This is a genomic window from Achromobacter sp. ACRQX (assembly GCF_022346505.1).
Taxonomy (GTDB): Bacteria; Pseudomonadota; Gammaproteobacteria; order Burkholderiales; family Burkholderiaceae_B; genus Achromobacter; species Achromobacter animicus.
In genome coordinates this window covers 70,810-84,825 of record NZ_JAKRML010000010.1, presented here as the reverse complement: position 1 = coordinate 84,825, position 14,016 = coordinate 70,810, and the positions used below count along the sequence as shown (strand labels likewise).

Annotated in this window: 15 protein-coding genes; 12 read left to right on the top strand and 3 right to left on the bottom strand. The window is 64.9% G+C overall.

Annotated elements, in window-relative coordinates; genetic code table 11:
• The first annotated feature begins 6 nt into the window (after positions 1–6).
• Together MHZ91_RS11650 and MHZ91_RS11645 are read left to right on the top strand one after the other, a co-directional pair.
• A complete protein-coding gene (locus MHZ91_RS11650; RefSeq protein WP_239213694.1) occupies positions 7–2,067 on the top strand; it encodes a TonB-dependent copper receptor in 2,061 nt (686 codons plus the stop codon).
• A gap of 72 nt (positions 2,068–2,139) precedes the next feature.
• Positions 2,140–2,337: a hypothetical protein gene (locus tag MHZ91_RS11645; protein WP_175136469.1), complete on the top strand. Its 198-nt coding sequence runs from the start codon at positions 2,140–2,142 to the stop codon at positions 2,335–2,337.
• A 61-nt stretch (positions 2,338–2,398) separates the two neighbouring features.
• On the opposite strand, the gene ppk2 is transcribed toward MHZ91_RS11645, so the two are convergent.
• Positions 2,399–3,220, bottom strand: coding sequence for a polyphosphate kinase 2 (ppk2, locus tag MHZ91_RS11640; RefSeq protein ID WP_218343925.1), 822 nt, complete (start codon positions 3,218–3,220; stop codon positions 2,399–2,401).
• 236 nt (positions 3,221–3,456) lie between these two features.
• On the opposite strand from ppk2, the gene MHZ91_RS11635 reads away from it, so the two are divergent.
• The 8 genes from MHZ91_RS11635 (at position 3,457) to MHZ91_RS11600 (ending at position 10,227) form a co-directional block, all read left to right on the top strand.
• Positions 3,457–3,702, top strand: coding sequence for a hypothetical protein (locus tag MHZ91_RS11635; protein ID WP_218343923.1), 246 nt, complete (start codon positions 3,457–3,459; stop codon positions 3,700–3,702).
• A gap of 29 nt (positions 3,703–3,731) precedes the next feature.
• Positions 3,732–4,124: a PRC-barrel domain-containing protein gene (locus tag MHZ91_RS11630; RefSeq protein WP_175121488.1), complete on the top strand. Its 393-nt coding sequence runs from the start codon at positions 3,732–3,734 to the stop codon at positions 4,122–4,124.
• A 59-nt stretch (positions 4,125–4,183) separates the two neighbouring features.
• Positions 4,184–4,465 (top strand): hypothetical protein, encoded by a 282-nt coding sequence (locus MHZ91_RS11625; protein ID WP_239213693.1) that lies wholly within the window; start codon positions 4,184–4,186, stop codon positions 4,463–4,465.
• 19 nt (positions 4,466–4,484) lie between these two features.
• Complete coding sequence (locus MHZ91_RS11620; RefSeq protein WP_239213691.1) at positions 4,485–5,486, top strand: Ku protein; 1,002 nt, start codon at positions 4,485–4,487, stop codon at positions 5,484–5,486.
• 2 nt (positions 5,487–5,488) lie between these two features.
• Positions 5,489–8,233, top strand: a complete 2,745-nt coding sequence (gene ligD, locus MHZ91_RS11615; protein ID WP_239213689.1) for a DNA ligase D — start codon at positions 5,489–5,491, stop codon at positions 8,231–8,233.
• Positions 8,234–8,365: 132 nt separating this feature from the next.
• Complete coding sequence (locus tag MHZ91_RS11610; RefSeq protein WP_239213687.1) at positions 8,366–8,911, top strand: cytochrome b; 546 nt, start codon at positions 8,366–8,368, stop codon at positions 8,909–8,911.
• A gap of 30 nt (positions 8,912–8,941) precedes the next feature.
• The gene (locus MHZ91_RS11605; RefSeq protein ID WP_062839450.1) at positions 8,942–9,181 is read left to right on the top strand and encodes a hypothetical protein; all 240 of its coding nucleotides are present in this window, start codon (positions 8,942–8,944) and stop codon (positions 9,179–9,181) included.
• Between the two features lie 194 nt (positions 9,182–9,375).
• Complete coding sequence (locus MHZ91_RS11600; protein ID WP_239213686.1) at positions 9,376–10,227, top strand: symmetrical bis(5'-nucleosyl)-tetraphosphatase; 852 nt, start codon at positions 9,376–9,378, stop codon at positions 10,225–10,227.
• Between the two features lie 10 nt (positions 10,228–10,237).
• Here the strand turns inward: MHZ91_RS11600 and MHZ91_RS11595 are convergent, their stop codons facing one another.
• The gene (locus MHZ91_RS11595) at positions 10,238–10,519 is read right to left on the bottom strand and encodes a hypothetical protein (RefSeq protein WP_239213684.1); all 282 of its coding nucleotides are present in this window, start codon (positions 10,517–10,519) and stop codon (positions 10,238–10,240) included.
• A gap of 214 nt (positions 10,520–10,733) precedes the next feature.
• Between MHZ91_RS11595 and MHZ91_RS11590 the strand changes: the two genes are divergently transcribed.
• Positions 10,734–12,173, top strand: a complete 1,440-nt coding sequence (locus tag MHZ91_RS11590; RefSeq protein ID WP_175121493.1) for an NAD-dependent succinate-semialdehyde dehydrogenase — start codon at positions 10,734–10,736, stop codon at positions 12,171–12,173.
• 386 nt (positions 12,174–12,559) lie between these two features.
• The gene (locus MHZ91_RS11585; RefSeq protein WP_239213682.1) at positions 12,560–13,132 is read left to right on the top strand and encodes a class I SAM-dependent methyltransferase; all 573 of its coding nucleotides are present in this window, start codon (positions 12,560–12,562) and stop codon (positions 13,130–13,132) included.
• A gap of 70 nt (positions 13,133–13,202) precedes the next feature.
• Here MHZ91_RS11585 and MHZ91_RS11580 read toward each other — a convergent pair whose 3' ends face one another.
• The gene (locus MHZ91_RS11580) at positions 13,203–13,925 is read right to left on the bottom strand and encodes a carbonic anhydrase family protein (RefSeq protein ID WP_175121495.1); all 723 of its coding nucleotides are present in this window, start codon (positions 13,923–13,925) and stop codon (positions 13,203–13,205) included.
• Positions 13,926–14,016: the final 91 nt, after the last annotated feature.

The following is a 14,016-nucleotide window of genomic DNA, read 5'->3' as shown; positions in this document are numbered from 1 at the left end:
TTCCCTATGCGCAAGCAACCGCAATTCGTCCGCATGACCTGCCTGGCCGCGGCCGTGGCCGCCACATTCTCCGCCGCCGCGCAGCCCATCCAGGAGGGCGTAACCACGCTCGAACCCGTCGTCATCATGGGCGTGGCGCCCAGCGCGCCGCTGACCTTCACGACCGATCCGAAGCTGCCGCGCCAGCCGCTGCCAGCCAGCGACGGCACCGACTACCTGAAGACCATTCCCGGCTTTTCGGCCATCCGGAACGGCGGCACCAACGGCGACCCGGTGCTGCGCGGCATGTTCGGTTCCCGCCTGAACATTTTGACCAACGGCACCTCCATGCCCGGCGCCTGCCCGTCGCGGATGGACGCGCCCAGTTCCTATATTTCGCCCGAGAATTTCGACCAGCTCACCGTCATCAAGGGACCGCAGACAGTGCTGTGGGGGCCGGGCGCGTCCGCCGGCACCGTCCGCTTCGACCGCGACACACCCCAGTTCACCGAGCCGGGCGTGCGTTTTGACGGCAGCCTGACCGGCGGCTCGTTCGGGCGCAACGACCAGACGGCGGACCTGACCATCGGCAACGAAAGGGTCTATACCCGAATCACCGCCAACCACTCGCATTCGCAGGACTACAAGGACGGCGACGGCAACACCGTGCCGTCGCGCTGGGACAAATGGAACGCGGATGTCACGATGGGCTTCACGCCCGATGCGGACACGCTATATGAACTGACCGCCGGCACGGGCGACGGCGAGGCGCGGTATGCCGGGCGCGGCATGGACGGCTCGCAATTCAAGCGGGAAAGTTTTGGACTGCGCTTTGAAAAACGTAACCTCGGGCCCGTCCTGAGTCAGGTCGAGGCACAGCTCTATTACAACTACGCGGACCACGTCATGGACAACTACACGCTGCGCGCGCCGGACCCGTCCAGCGCCATGGCAATGGCGATGGCCTCGGACGTGGACCGCGCAACCTGGGGCGGACGTGTCGCCAGCACCTGGAATCTGTCGCAAGACACCAGCCTGGAGGCAGGGATGGACTTCCAGCAAAGCCGCCACCGCGCCCGCAGCGGCTCGGACACCATGTCCTATCGCAGCCAGCCGTGGGTCAAGGACGCCGATTTTTCCAATACGGGTGTCTTTGGCGAATTGACCTGGCGCGCCGCACCGGACAGCCGCGTGATCGGCGGCGCCCGCGTCGACTGGGCGTCCGTCAAGGATTTCCGGCAGACCACCGGCGGCATGATGATGGCCATGCCCAACCCCACGGCGGGCGAACGGCGCAACGACACGCTTCCCAGCGGCTTCCTGCGCTATGAAAAAGATCTGGAATCGCTGCCCGCCACGCTCTACATCGGGCTGGGTCATGTGGAGCGGTTCCCGGACTACTGGGAACTGTTCTCGCCCAAGCGCGGTCCGGCCGGCTCGGTCAACGCCTTCCAGGGCGTGAAGCCGGAAAAGACGACCCAGCTTGATTTTGGCGCCCAGTACAAGACGGAAACGCTGGATGCGTGGTTCTCAGGGTATGCGGGCTACGTGGACGATTTCATTCTTTTCAATTACACGTCCGGCGGGATGATGGGGGCCACCTCGCAGGCGACGAACGTGGATGCCCGGATATTTGGCGGGGAGTTTGGCGCGTCCTATGCCGTGACGCCGAGCTGGAAGGTGGGCGCCACATTGGCCTACGCCTGGGGCCAGAACCGCAGCGACGGCCGCGCGCTGCCGCAGATTCCGCCGCTGGAGGCCAAGCTCACCGCCGCCTATGACGACGGCACCTGGTCGGCGGGCGCTTTGTGGCGCATCGTCGCCCCGCAAAAACGCTACGCGCTGAACGAAGGCAACGTCGTGGGCAAAGATTTCGGTCCCAGCGCCGGATTTGGCGTGTTTTCCCTTAATGCGGGATACGTCGTGAACAAGCAGGTTCGGTTGTCGCTAGGCGTGGACAACGTGTTCGACAAGACCTACAGCGAACACCTGAACCTGGCGGGGAACGCCGGATTTGGCTATCCGGCGGGCACGGCGGTGAACGAACCCGGCCGCAGCGTCTGGGCTCGGGTCAGCGTCCGATACTGACCGAAACGGGGTTGGGCACGCTACTTGCTGAAAGGGGGGTGAGGGTCATTCCTTGTCTTATGGAGAAGCAACATGGAAGAGTTCAAGTACACGCCCACCTTGTCCACCCCCCAGCCGATGACCAATGGCGAACGTTGCGCGATGCGAACGCTTGCTGCGGCGCAGCAACTTTTGCACCCGGATCGTCCGCCGGCCGTCCTGATGTCGACGGTCGAAGCCGAATTGGCCAAATATGTAAAAGATACCTACCGGCCGCGCACGGCTTGGTAAGGCGCGGTGGCGGGGCGCGGCGGAATGACGGCGCGCCCGCCATTGCGGAAATTCGAGATGGTTAGAACTTTTCGGGCACATACCGGAACGGATGTTCCGGCTGCGTGTAGCCCTTGGCCTTCTGCCGTTTGGGCAGGGTGATTTTTTCCCTGGCGCTGACGGTGTAGGGAATGTGTTCCAGCAGGTGGGTAATGATGTTCAGCCGGATTCGCTTCTTGTCGTCGGATCGTCCGACGTACCAGGGCGAGATCGACGTATCCGACGCCCGGAACATCTCGTCCCGGGCACGCGAGTAGTCGTACCAGCGGCTGTACGAATCCAGGTCCATCTTCGTCAGCTTCCAGGTCTTGCGCGCATCGTTGATGCGCGACTGCAGGCGGCGTGTCTGTTCCGCCTCGGTGACTTCCAGCCAGTATTTGAAGAGCAGGATGCCGGAGTCGATCATCACGCGTTCCACCAGCGGCACGGCTTTCAGAAAGGCGTCGACCTGCGCCTGGCTGCAGAACCCCATCACGCGCTCAACGCCAGCCCGGTTGTACCAGCTGCGGTCGAAGATCACGACTTCGCCCGCAGCGGGCAGGTGTGGCAGGTAGCGCTGCATGTACATCTGGGATTTTTCGCGCTCGGTGGGGGCGGGCAAGGCCACGACGCGAAAGACGCGGGGGCTGACACGCTCGGTCAGCGCCTTGATCGTGCCGCCTTTGCCGGCGCCGTCGCGCCCTTCGAACACGATGCAGACCTTGGCGCCCGTATCGACGACCCATTGCTGCAGCTTGACCAGTTCCACATGCAGCTGGGCCAGTTCCCTTTCGTACTGCTTATTGGAAAGCTTGCCCGCCTCGGCGGTCTCGGGATTGTCCTTCTGCTTTTTCTTGTCGCCCATCGTCGCGCTCCGGAAGTCTTCCTGCCACGAATGAACGGCGCACGCCGGCGCCACATGTGATCTGAATATATTGCCGATTCAAGGCGGTTTGGGAGCGCGTTACCAATGGAATTATGGTGACGCAGTCCGCCGCGCCATTGGGCGCTGGTCACCCGACAAATGTTTCGGGAACGTTATTTGCTGCCCGGGTCCACGGCCACGTTTCCGCTGGCCGCAGCGAATCTGAGGTGAGGAAAATGGAACCAGATCATTCCGTTGGGCAGACATCTTCCCAGGACAACGCCGTAGAGGCGACCTCAACGCCCGACGATCTGCCGGTGCGGCCTGGCGCAGGCTCGCCGACTACGGGCAGCGCGCCGCCGGTCAAGCCGTCGGATGCCAGTGAGAACACGCAGGGCAACGAAGTCAGCAACGAGGACATGGAGCCATCGGACGCCTCCGAATCCAATCCCGATCCCGCCGACTCGCAACGCACGTCCTGAACACAAGAGACCCCCGAGGAGATCCGATCATGATCGTAAAGACTGCAATGCTGGGCGTGGTTGCCATGCTGGGCGCCGCTGGCGCCGTGTCCACCGGCTGGGCGCAGGGTGCGCCGCAGTCCGTGACCGAAGTGCGAGTCGATGTTGCCAAGGTCGAGGCCGGCTACCGCGCCTCGAAGATCATCGGAGCGACCGTCTACAACGGCAAGAAGGAAAAGATCGGCACCGTGGATGACCTGATCCTCGGCCCGCCCGACTGGGCGCCGTATGCGGTGCTGTCGGTGGGCGGGCTGCTTGGCGTCGGCAATCATCTTGTGACGGTTCCGCTGTCGAAAATGCAGGTCGCCGGCGACCAGTTCCAGCTGCCGGACGCCACGAAGGACACGCTCAAGGCGCTGCCCGAATTCAAGTACGCCAAGTAAACCGGCGCGGGGCAGTACGCTCCGCACCCCATGCCTGATCCACGCCCGCAGGAGGCCACATGCAGATCGAACCCGTCGACGAACCCCGCCGTTACGAATCGCCCTCGCGTTCTTCATTGGTTGCGCAGATCAAGGACATCGACGCCCGCAGGCCGGATTTTCCAGGCGAACACATCATCGTGTTTGGCGTGGGCGTGCTGCTGATGCTGTCTGGCATGCGCAGCCGCACGCTGTTGCGGCGCACCCTGGTCACCGCCGCCGGGACCGCCTTGATCGGCCGCGCGGCAAGCGGGACGGGCGGCATTGCCCGCGTCGCCCGCATCGTCAAGCGCCTGGGCTGATCACGCGCAGGAGACCGTCATGGCAGCAAGAACGATATGGAAAGGAGCGATTTCCTTCGGGCTGGTTCACATTCCCGTGGGCCTGCACACGGCCACGACGGAGTCCGGCGTGGACTTCGACTGGCTGGACAAGCGCTCGATGGACCCGGTTGGCTACAAGCGCATCAACAAGCGCACCGGCAAGGAAATCGACAAGGACAACATCGTGAAGGGCGTGGCGTACGAGGACGGCAAATACGTCATCGTGTCGCCCGAGGAGATAGCCGAGGCCTATCCTCGCACCACGCAGACCATCGAGATCCAGCAGTTCGTGGACGCCGGGGGCGTGTCGTTTGTTTATCTGGAGCGACCCTACTACGTCGCGCCCATCAACAAGGGCCACAAGGTGTACGCCTTGCTCCGGGACACGCTGGTCAAGACAGGAAAGATCGGCATCGCCAAGGTCGTGATCCAGACCAAGCAGCACCTGGCGGCGCTGATTCCGTCCGGCGACGCGCTGGTGCTGAACCTGATGCGCTGGGGCGACGAGGTGAAGTCGGTGGAAGGGCTGGATCTGCCCAAGGCCGGCGCCAAGAACATGACGCCCAGCGCCAGCGAGATGAAGATGGCGAAGATGCTGGTCGACGATATGTCCGGCGAATGGGATCCCGAACAGTACAAGGACGAGTTCAAGGCCGCCGTGATGGAGCTGGTGGAGCAGAAGGCGCGCGCCGGCGAGACCGAAACCGTCATCGAGCCGCAGGAAGCGTCGCCCGCGTATGCGGACAACGTCATTGACCTGACCGAGCTGCTGCAACGCAGCCTGAAGGGGGGCAAGGGCGGGTCCAAGGCGGCCAAGTCCGACGAAGGCGATGACAAAAAGGCAGCCAAGGCGCCGGCCAGGAAGACGGCGGCCAAGTCGGCGAAGAGCGCAAGCAAGACGGCCAGCAAATCGGCGAGCAAGGCGACGGGTAAAACCGCCAGCAAGTCGAGTGACAAGACCACCGGCAAGACAACGAGCAAAACGCGCAAGGCGGCCTGACCATGGCTGACACGCTGAAGAAGTACCGCGAAAAGCGCAACTTCGAGATCACGTCGGAACCCGCCGAGGGTGGCGAGGCCAATGAGGACGCCCGCGCCTTCGTCATCCAGAAGCACTGGGCCAGCCGGCTGCACTACGACTTCCGTCTGGAACTGGACGGGGCCATGAAGAGCTGGGCGGTGCCCAAGGGGCCGTGCTACGACCCGGCGGTCAAGCGCATGGCGGTCCAGGTCGAGGATCACCCCATTGCCTACAACCAGTTCGAGGGGCAGATTCCCGAAGGGCAGTACGGCGCCGGCAAGGTCATCATCTGGGACGAAGGCAAGTGGATGCCGGTGGGCGATCCGCGCAAGGGCTATCGCGACGGCCACCTGAAGTTCGACTTGCAGGGCGTGAAGATGCAGGGCCGCTGGGCGCTGATCCGGCTGAAGGGCAAAGAGTCGGATAAGCAGCCGCCCTGGCTGCTTATCAAGGACCGAGACGATTTCGCGCGGCCCGAGCGGGAATTCAGTGTGGTGGACGAAATGCCGGATAGCGTGGTGCCGCTGCGCAAATCTGCGAAGGCCAAGCCGGCAGGCAAGGGCGGCGAGGCGACAGCCAAGGCGAATTCCGCAGCCAAGACGTCACGTTCCGCAGCGAAATCCCGCGCCAAATCCAAAGCTCCCGCGGAGGCGGCGGCTGACGAGCGATCCCAGGATCAGGACGACAACACCGCCGACGATCAGTCCGCGTTGCCCGGTGTAGCCGCCGACTTGCCCGCGCAACTGAAACCCCAGCTCGCCACGCTGGTGGACGGCGTGCCTCAGCATGCGCCGGACTGGCTGTACGAGATGAAATTCGACGGCTACCGGCTCGTCGTCCGGATCGAAGGCGACGATGTGCGGCTGTTTACGCGCAACGGCCACGACTGGAGCGCCAAAATGCCGCATCTGGTCGAGGCCATGCGCGCATTGCCCGCCAAATGGGCGTGGATCGATGGCGAAATCGTGATGCTGGACCGCGAAGGCATTCCGAACTTCCAGTCGCTGCAAAATGCCTTCGACAACGATCGGACACAGGACATCGTGTTCTACGCCTTCGATCTGCCGTTCGTCGGGATGCGGGACCTGCGCCAGGAGCCCCTGGGCGTGCGGCGGGCGCTGTTGCAGCAACTGATGGACGCCGCCGAAGACGACCAGCTGCGATTCAGCGAGGCCCTTGAGGCCGCGCCGTCAGATCTGGTGGCAACCGCGTGCAGGATGGGGCTTGAGGGCATCATGGCCAAGCGCCTGTCGTCCCCGTACGTGTCCCGGCGCAGCGACACCTGGGTCAAGGTCAAGTGCGCCCGGCGTCAGGAGTTTGCGATCGTCGGCTACACGGCGCCCAAGGGCAGCCGGGCCGGGCTGGGCGCGCTGCTGCTCGCGGTCACCGAGCAGGATGGCAGCCTGCGCTATGCCGGCAAGGTTGGCACGGGGTTCGACGACGCAAGTCTGGTGTCCCTGCAGAAGCGTCTGGCGGCCATCGAGACGGACAAGAAGCCGGTCACGAATGCGCCCGCGGCGGGTGGCGTTCGCTGGGTCAAACCCGAACTGATCGCCGAAGTGTCGTTCGGCGAATGGACGAGCGGCGGCCACATCCGTCATTCCGTATTCCGGGGCCTGCGGCAGGACAAGCCGGTGAAGGCGATTTCCCGGGAGAAGGCGGTGCCGGTCGAGGACGTAGACGGCGACAAGGGCAACAGGAAATCCGCTTCGAAGGCGGTGCCTGCTGCCAGATCCGCAGCCAGATCTGCCACGGCATCTGCCGGCACATCAAAGGCATCTTCAAAAGCATCTTCAAAGGCGCCCACACCCGACTCCGATGTCAAAGCCGCGCCCGGCGGCAAAACCAGCCGCGCCAAGGGCGGCAAGCTCACCAATCCGGACCGGGTCATCGACCCGTCCACCAAGCTCACCAAGCTGGATCTCGCGCGCTATTACGGCCTGATCGCGCCGCTGATGCTGGAGCATCTGAAGGGCCGGCCCGTGTCATTCCTGCGCGCGCCCGCCGGCATCCAGGGCGAATTCTTCTTCCAGAAGCATCTGGAAGCCGCGATGCCCGGCGTCAAACCGTTGCCCGCCAAGCTCGATCCGGATCATCCGCCGCTGCTCGAAGTCCCGACCGCAGAGGCCATCATGTCCGCCGTGCAGATGAACGTCGTCGAATTTCACACCTGGAACGCCGTCAAGACGTCCATCGACAAACCGGATCGCATGATGTTCGACCTGGACCCGGGCGAGGGCGTGCCATGGCCGACCATGCAACAGGCCGCCAATCTGGTGCGCGTGCTGCTGCAGGAGATCGGCCTTCAGGCCTGGCTGAAGACCAGCGGCGGCAAAGGGCTGCACGTGGTTGTGCCGCTACGCAAGCAGTACGACTGGGACACGGTAAAGCGGTTTTCCCAGGCGATCGTGCAGCACCTGGCCCGGACGCTGCCGCAACTCTTCGTCGCCAAGAGCGGCCCGAAGAACCGCGTCGGCATGATCTTCGCGGATTACCTGCGCAACGGGTTTGGGGCGACGACGGTATGCGCGTGGTCCGCGCGGGCACGGCCCGGTCTGGGCATTTCGGTGCCGGTGACGTGGGGCGAGTTGGACAAGCTCACCAGCGGCGCGCACTGGACCATTCAGGACGTGCATTCCCGGCTGGATGCGGGCAACACGCCTTGGGACGACTACGAGCCGCAGTCGCTGACGGCCGCCATGTCGGCGATGGAGTTCGAACCATGATCAGAACGCGTCCACAGCCGTGCTGCCGGCCAGCCGCCATTGCAATTGGTTGCACTCCGCGCCGGGCGCGTTGGCACAATGCCCGGAGCAGGTTTTCCCTTGCGCAGCATGGATCTCCGAAGGAGCCTCCCTATGCCACCCCGCGTCGCCGCCTCAAGCGTGATGGACCACCCGGACGGGTATGGAATCGTCAGCCGCGTCCTGCATTGGCTCATGGCCGTGCTGCTGGCGTGGCAGTTCACCAGCGCGGCGTCGCGGCAGTTTCTGCCGGACACCCCGATCGAGGATTTCTTCTGGGCCTCGCATACCTCGCTTGGCCTGTTGCTGCTGATCCTGGTGCTTGTACGCGGCGCCTGGGCCATCGCCAACTGGGGCAAACGGCCGGACTGCGGCCTGCTGGCGGGCTTCGGGCATCTTGTCCTGTACCTGATGATGATCGCCATCCCCACGCTGGCGCTGTTGCGCGCCTACGGGCGGGGCAGGGGATATTCTGCCTTCGGCATCCAGATCTTCAGCCCCCGCGACCAGGAGATCGAAGCCCTGGTCGAACTTGGCAACGCCTGGCATGGGCTGTTGGGCTGGACGTTACTGGCGCTGGCCGTGGGCCACATCACGATGGCCTTCGTGCACCGCAGGGCGGACGGACGGCGGGTCTTGACTCACATGACCAAGGGATGACCGGCGCGGCGGCGGTCACAGGAGGGAATCATGCAGCGCGATGAGCTCTTGGCACTGATGATCTCAGTTTCCGCACCCGCACCCCGTCTGGACGAGTGGGACCGGGTGCTATCCATCTACGCGGGATACCTGGAAGGCGTCGCGCCCAAGCTGTCTGAAAAGGAATTGGGCAACTTCATTGGCGCCGGCGCCATGTTCTACCGCACGCTGTGCCAGGCGGATTCCTATCGGCAGGAATCCGTTTGGGGGCGCCGCAAGAAGGAGGGTTAGTCGCGAAGGAGGGTTAGTCCTCGGATGCAAATATTTACATGGGCATGGGGCTTGCTGTCCTGCCGGCACGAAACCATTGATTCGTGCCAGGAAATGGCCAGCGAGAAGGACAGAACATGCTACGCAGACGGGTAAGACAGCCAATCCGCCGACATTCCATCACCCCCGCAACGGCCTTTGCCGACGATTCGCCTTTGGCGGACGACGCACCCGAAGCACCGCGGCCCGCCATCTGGGCGATCGGCGACGTGCATGGCTGCTGCCAGTCGCTGGACGCACTGCTGGCCAGTCCGGAGATCGCGGGCGACCCCAACTGCAGGTTCTGGTTCGTCGGCGACCTCGTCAATCGGGGGCCCTCGAACGCGGAGACGCTGCGCCGGGTTATGTCACTGGGCGACCGCGCCACGGTGGTGCTGGGCAATCACGACCTGCGCGCCCTGGGCGTTGCAGCGGGATGTTTGCGGCCGGACGCGCGCGACACCCTCAACGATCTGTTCGACGCGCCGGATGCAGATGTCCTGCTCGACTGGCTGCGCGCGCAGCCCCTGATCCATGTGCAGGACCGTCACGTCCTGGTGCACGCGGGGCTGTATCCCGGTTGGGACGTGCTGCAGGCCATGGCGCACGCCGGGGAGGTCGAGGCCATGCTTCGGGACAATGACTGGCGCCGTCACATGCGAACCCTCTTGGGAGCAGCGCCGCTCGCCTGGAACGCCAAGCTGGAAACGCAACTGCGTCTGCGCTTCATCGTCAGCGCGTTCACCCGCATGCGCCTATGCACTCGCAACGGGGCGTTGGCGCCCGGCGCCAAGTCCACGCCGGGGCGCTGGCCCCGCGAGACCCTGCCTTGGTACAACCTGCCGCGACGCGCGGGCGCCGACAAGACCATCGTGTTCGGCCACTGGGCGACGCTGGGCCTGCTGGTGCGGTCGGACGCCGTGTGCCTGGACACGGGCTGTGTGACGGGCGGCCCGCTGACGGCCTATCGTCTTTCCGACCGAAAACTGGTACAGGTGGCGCGCGAGGCGCTCGCCCAGGTTGCCTGACCGTAGCCGGTCACGCGTACAGACGGTAAGCCACGCCCAAGCTGAAGAGCAGCGCCGTGCCGATGGCGTAGAACGCCAGCGATAGCCAGGCGCTCAGCGGCACGCGCGCCGCCGCGTCAGCGTCTGCGGGCAGGGCCGATTGCGGCGACGGCAGGACTTCTTCATTGGCGGCTTTGGGGCTGAAGCCCGGGCGGGCCACGGCGTCCGCGGTGCGGGCAACGGGCGCAATGCCCAGGGAGACAAGGCGGGTGCCGGCGGGAGTCGGCGTCAGAACGGGTTCCGGTGAGCTCATGGGAAGCCTCCGCAATGGGGTTGGGTAACGAAAGGCGAAACCCCAACAGCAAGCTGCGTGCCCAACCCTTGCCCGTCAGCCGGACGGTCCGATCACGGCCCACTTCCCGTCTCCCGCCCAAAACACTTACGATACGGCAGGCGCCGGGCGTTTATCGCCGCGCTTGCCCGAATCGACTGACACGTGACGGCCGCATTTCAACCACGGAGCATTCATGAACGGTTACCCAGATACTCTTCTCCTGATCGACAACGAATGGCGCGAGGCCCGCGGCGGCGCGCGCATCGACGTCGTCAATCCCGCCACCGGCCAGAAGATCGGCCAGGTGGCCAGCGCCTCCCGCGAGGACCTGGACGCGGCGCTGGCGGCAGCGCAACGCGGCTTCGAGACGTGGCGCGACACCTCCGCCCACGAGCGTTGCGCGGTCATGCGCAAAGCCGCCGTCCTGCTGCGCGAGCGCGCGGACGACGTGGCGCGCCTGCTGACGCAGGAACAGGGCAAGCCGCTCGCCGAAGCGCGCGGCGAAGTGCTGGCCGGTGCGGACATCATCGACTGGTTCGCCAACGAAGCGCTGCGCGTCTACGGCCGCATCGTGCCGTCGCGCAATCCCGCCGCCCAGCAATTGGTCATCAAGGAACCGGTCGGCCCCGTCGCCGCGTTCACGCCGTGGAACTTCCCGGTCAACCAGATCGTTCGCAAGCTGGGCGCCGCGCTTGCCACGGGCTGCTCCTTCCTGGTGAAGGCGCCTGAGGAAACCCCGGCCTCGCCGGCCGCGCTGCTCAACTGCTTTGTCGACGCCGGCATCCCGAAGGGCGTTCTGGGCCTGGTGTTTGGCTCGCCGGCCGAGATTTCCAGCTACCTGATCCCGCACCCGATCATCCGCAAGGTCACCTTCACGGGTTCCACGCCGGTCGGCAAAGAACTGGCCGCATTGGCCGGCCGCCACATGAAGCGCGTCACGATGGAGCTGGGCGGTCACGCCCCGGTGATCGTGGCGGAAGACGCCGATGTCGAACTGGCGGTCAAGGCGTCGGGCGGCGCCAAGTTCCGCAATGCCGGTCAGGTCTGCATCTCGCCGACCCGCTTCCTGGTGCACAAGAACGTCAAGGCCGCTTTCGAGCAGGCTTTCGTGGCCCATGCCGAAAAGCTCAAGCTGGGCGACGGCCTGACCGAAGGCACGACGCTCGGCCCGCTGGCCAACGACCGCCGTCTGGCCGCCATGGACAAGATCGTCAAGAACGCGGCCGAGAAGGGCGCGCGCGTGGCCACCGGTGGTCAGCGCGTGGGCAGCGCGGGCAATTTCTTTGCGCCGACCATCCTGACCGACGTGCCGCTCGAGGCCGATATTTTCAACGAAGAGCCGTTTGGTCCCATCGCGGCCATCCGCAGCTTCGAGAACCTGGACGAAGCCATCCGCGAAGCCAACCGCCTGCCGTTCGGCCTGGCCGCCTATGGTTTCACCCGCTCGATCAAGACGGTGCACGAGCTGTCGCGCCGCCTTGAAGTGGGCATGCTCTGGGTCAACCAGCCCGCAACGCCTTCGGCTGAGCTGCCGTTCGGCGGCGTGAAGGATTCCGGCTACGGTTCCGAGGGCGGTCCCGAGGCGCTCGAGGCGTACCTGGTCACCAAGGCCGTCTCGGTCGTGGGCGTCTAAGCCCGCGTCAGACCCCGCCTGACTAGAAACAGGCCGTATCCGGAACACAACCGGTTACGGCCTTTTCATTTGAGCCGTTGATTCGGGTTTTGAGCCGGATTTCTTGTCGGCGGCCATCCTTTGGATGTCTTTCGTCTGGGCGATTGGCGCGGTCGCCCGCATGCCGCAGAATCGGCGCTGCACCATCCGGCGCCTCGCGCGTTGCGATCTTTCGATCCTTTCGCCGTTCTTCATTTGACAGGGTCGCTTACGCACCGTTGCCGGTCGCGCCCGCCGCCCGCAGGTAAGGTCTCCCTGACCATGTCGCCCCGGAGATAGACGTTTCGATGTTTTCCATGTCGCCCCTCAAGACCCTTGCCCGGCACAAGTCCCACGCTGGCCCGGCCATGAACTGGCTGAAGGAACGCAAGCAGTTCGTCAAGGCGCTGCTGTCCAACCCGGCGGCGGTCGGGGCAGTGGCCCCTTCGAGCGCGGCGCTGGCCGCCGCCATCACGGAATCGATTCAGCCCCGAGCCGGTAAGGTCCTCGAACTGGGCTGCGGAACCGGCGTCTTCACCCGGGAGATGCTGCGCAAGGGGATTGCGCCGTCCAGCCTGGTCCTGGTGGAGCAGGACTCCGAAATGAGTTCCAGCCTGCGCAGCCAGTTCCCGGAGGCAGCCGTCCTGCAGGTGCCGGCGCAGGAGCTGTCCCGGGACAGCCATCCGGAGCTTCACGGCATCAGCGCGGCCATCTGCGGTCTGCCACTACGGAACATGAGCGGCGCGCATCACCATAAGCTGCTGACCGCCGTGTTCGAGGCGATGCCACCGGGCGGGTCCATGCACTTTTTCACCTATGGCGTGAAGTGCCCGATCTCGGCACGGGTGCTTGAGGATTGCGGCCTGTACGCGCGGCGGGTGCGCTTTGTTCCGATGAACCTGCCGCCGGCCTCGGTATACAGCCTGAGCCGGTTGCCCTGAGGGCAGGGCGGGCGCGCCGCGATCGAGGATCGGTTTGCGCGCCCGACGGGCCGTATTCGGGCGGGGTCCGCTATGCCAGGAAGGTCAGCATGCCGTTGCTCAGGTCGTACATCGACCCGACGATCTTGATCTTCCCTTCCTTTTCCAGCCCGGCAAGAATCGGGCTGTTCTTGCGGATGGCCTCGACGGTGTGCAACACATTCGTCCGCGCCACGGCGTCCACGAACTGGCCATTTTTGCCGTTTCGGTCTCCGGTGTACTTCGTCGCCTCGACCGCCGGTTTGATGACGTCCAGCAGGGCGGTCAGATGGCCTAGCTGAACGTTGTCGATCGCCCCAGCCACCGCGCCGCAGGCGGTATGCCCCATCACCAGAATCACCTTGGCGCCCGCCGCCGCGCAGGCGAACTCCATGCTGCCCAGCAGGTCGTTGTTGGAGATGTTGCCGGCGATGCGCCCGTTGAAGGTTTCGCCGATTCCCGTGTCCAGGATGATCTCGGCGGGGGCGCGCGAGTCGATGCAGCTCAGGATCACCGCCGCGGGAAACTGGCCAAGGGCGCTGGAACGCTTCTGCGCAAGATAGTCGTGCTTCTGAGGCTTGCCTGCCCGAAAGCGCGCGTTGCCCCGTTTCATCATGTCAATCACCTGGTCCGGCGTCATCGCGTCGCGCTGCGCCTGCGTCAGTGATGCGGCTGGCGCGTCGCCGGGCGCAAACGCCAGGCCAGCCATCGCCGCCGCGCCAACGCTGGCCTTCAACCAGCCGCGCCGTCCCAGGTCCAGAGGGTGCCCAGCCATGCAACAATCCTTGATCGCTTCCATGAGGTGTCCCCTATAAGCAGCCCACAACGATAGACCGCGGGACGCGGCTATTCGATGATGGGCCGGC

Excerpts from the sequence above, each read along its gene's own strand:
- MHZ91_RS11645 (WP_175136469.1), top strand. The coding sequence starts at position 2,140 with ATGGAAGAGTTCAAGTACACGCCCACCTTGTCCACCCCCCAGCCGATG.
- ligD (WP_239213689.1), top strand. The coding sequence starts at position 5,489 with ATGGCTGACACGCTGAAGAAGTACCGCGAAAAGCGCAACTTCGAGATC.
- MHZ91_RS11585 (WP_239213682.1), top strand. The coding sequence starts at position 12,560 with ATGAACTGGCTGAAGGAACGCAAGCAGTTCGTCAAGGCGCTGCTGTCC.
- MHZ91_RS11620 (WP_239213691.1), top strand. The coding sequence starts at position 4,485 with ATGGCAGCAAGAACGATATGGAAAGGAGCGATTTCCTTCGGGCTGGTT.
- MHZ91_RS11580 (WP_175121495.1), bottom strand. The coding sequence starts at position 13,925 with ATGGCTGGGCACCCTCTGGACCTGGGACGGCGCGGCTGGTTGAAGGCC.
- ppk2 (WP_218343925.1), bottom strand. The coding sequence starts at position 3,220 with ATGGGCGACAAGAAAAAGCAGAAGGACAATCCCGAGACCGCCGAGGCG.
- MHZ91_RS11590 (WP_175121493.1), top strand. The coding sequence starts at position 10,734 with ATGAACGGTTACCCAGATACTCTTCTCCTGATCGACAACGAATGGCGC.
- MHZ91_RS11625 (WP_239213693.1), top strand. The coding sequence starts at position 4,184 with ATGCAGATCGAACCCGTCGACGAACCCCGCCGTTACGAATCGCCCTCG.
- MHZ91_RS11650 (WP_239213694.1), top strand. The coding sequence starts at position 7 with ATGCGCAAGCAACCGCAATTCGTCCGCATGACCTGCCTGGCCGCGGCC.
- MHZ91_RS11595 (WP_239213684.1), bottom strand. The coding sequence starts at position 10,519 with ATGAGCTCACCGGAACCCGTTCTGACGCCGACTCCCGCCGGCACCCGC.
- MHZ91_RS11635 (WP_218343923.1), top strand. The coding sequence starts at position 3,457 with ATGGAACCAGATCATTCCGTTGGGCAGACATCTTCCCAGGACAACGCC.
- MHZ91_RS11630 (WP_175121488.1), top strand. The coding sequence starts at position 3,732 with ATGATCGTAAAGACTGCAATGCTGGGCGTGGTTGCCATGCTGGGCGCC.
- MHZ91_RS11605 (WP_062839450.1), top strand. The coding sequence starts at position 8,942 with ATGCAGCGCGATGAGCTCTTGGCACTGATGATCTCAGTTTCCGCACCC.
- MHZ91_RS11610 (WP_239213687.1), top strand. The coding sequence starts at position 8,366 with ATGCCACCCCGCGTCGCCGCCTCAAGCGTGATGGACCACCCGGACGGG.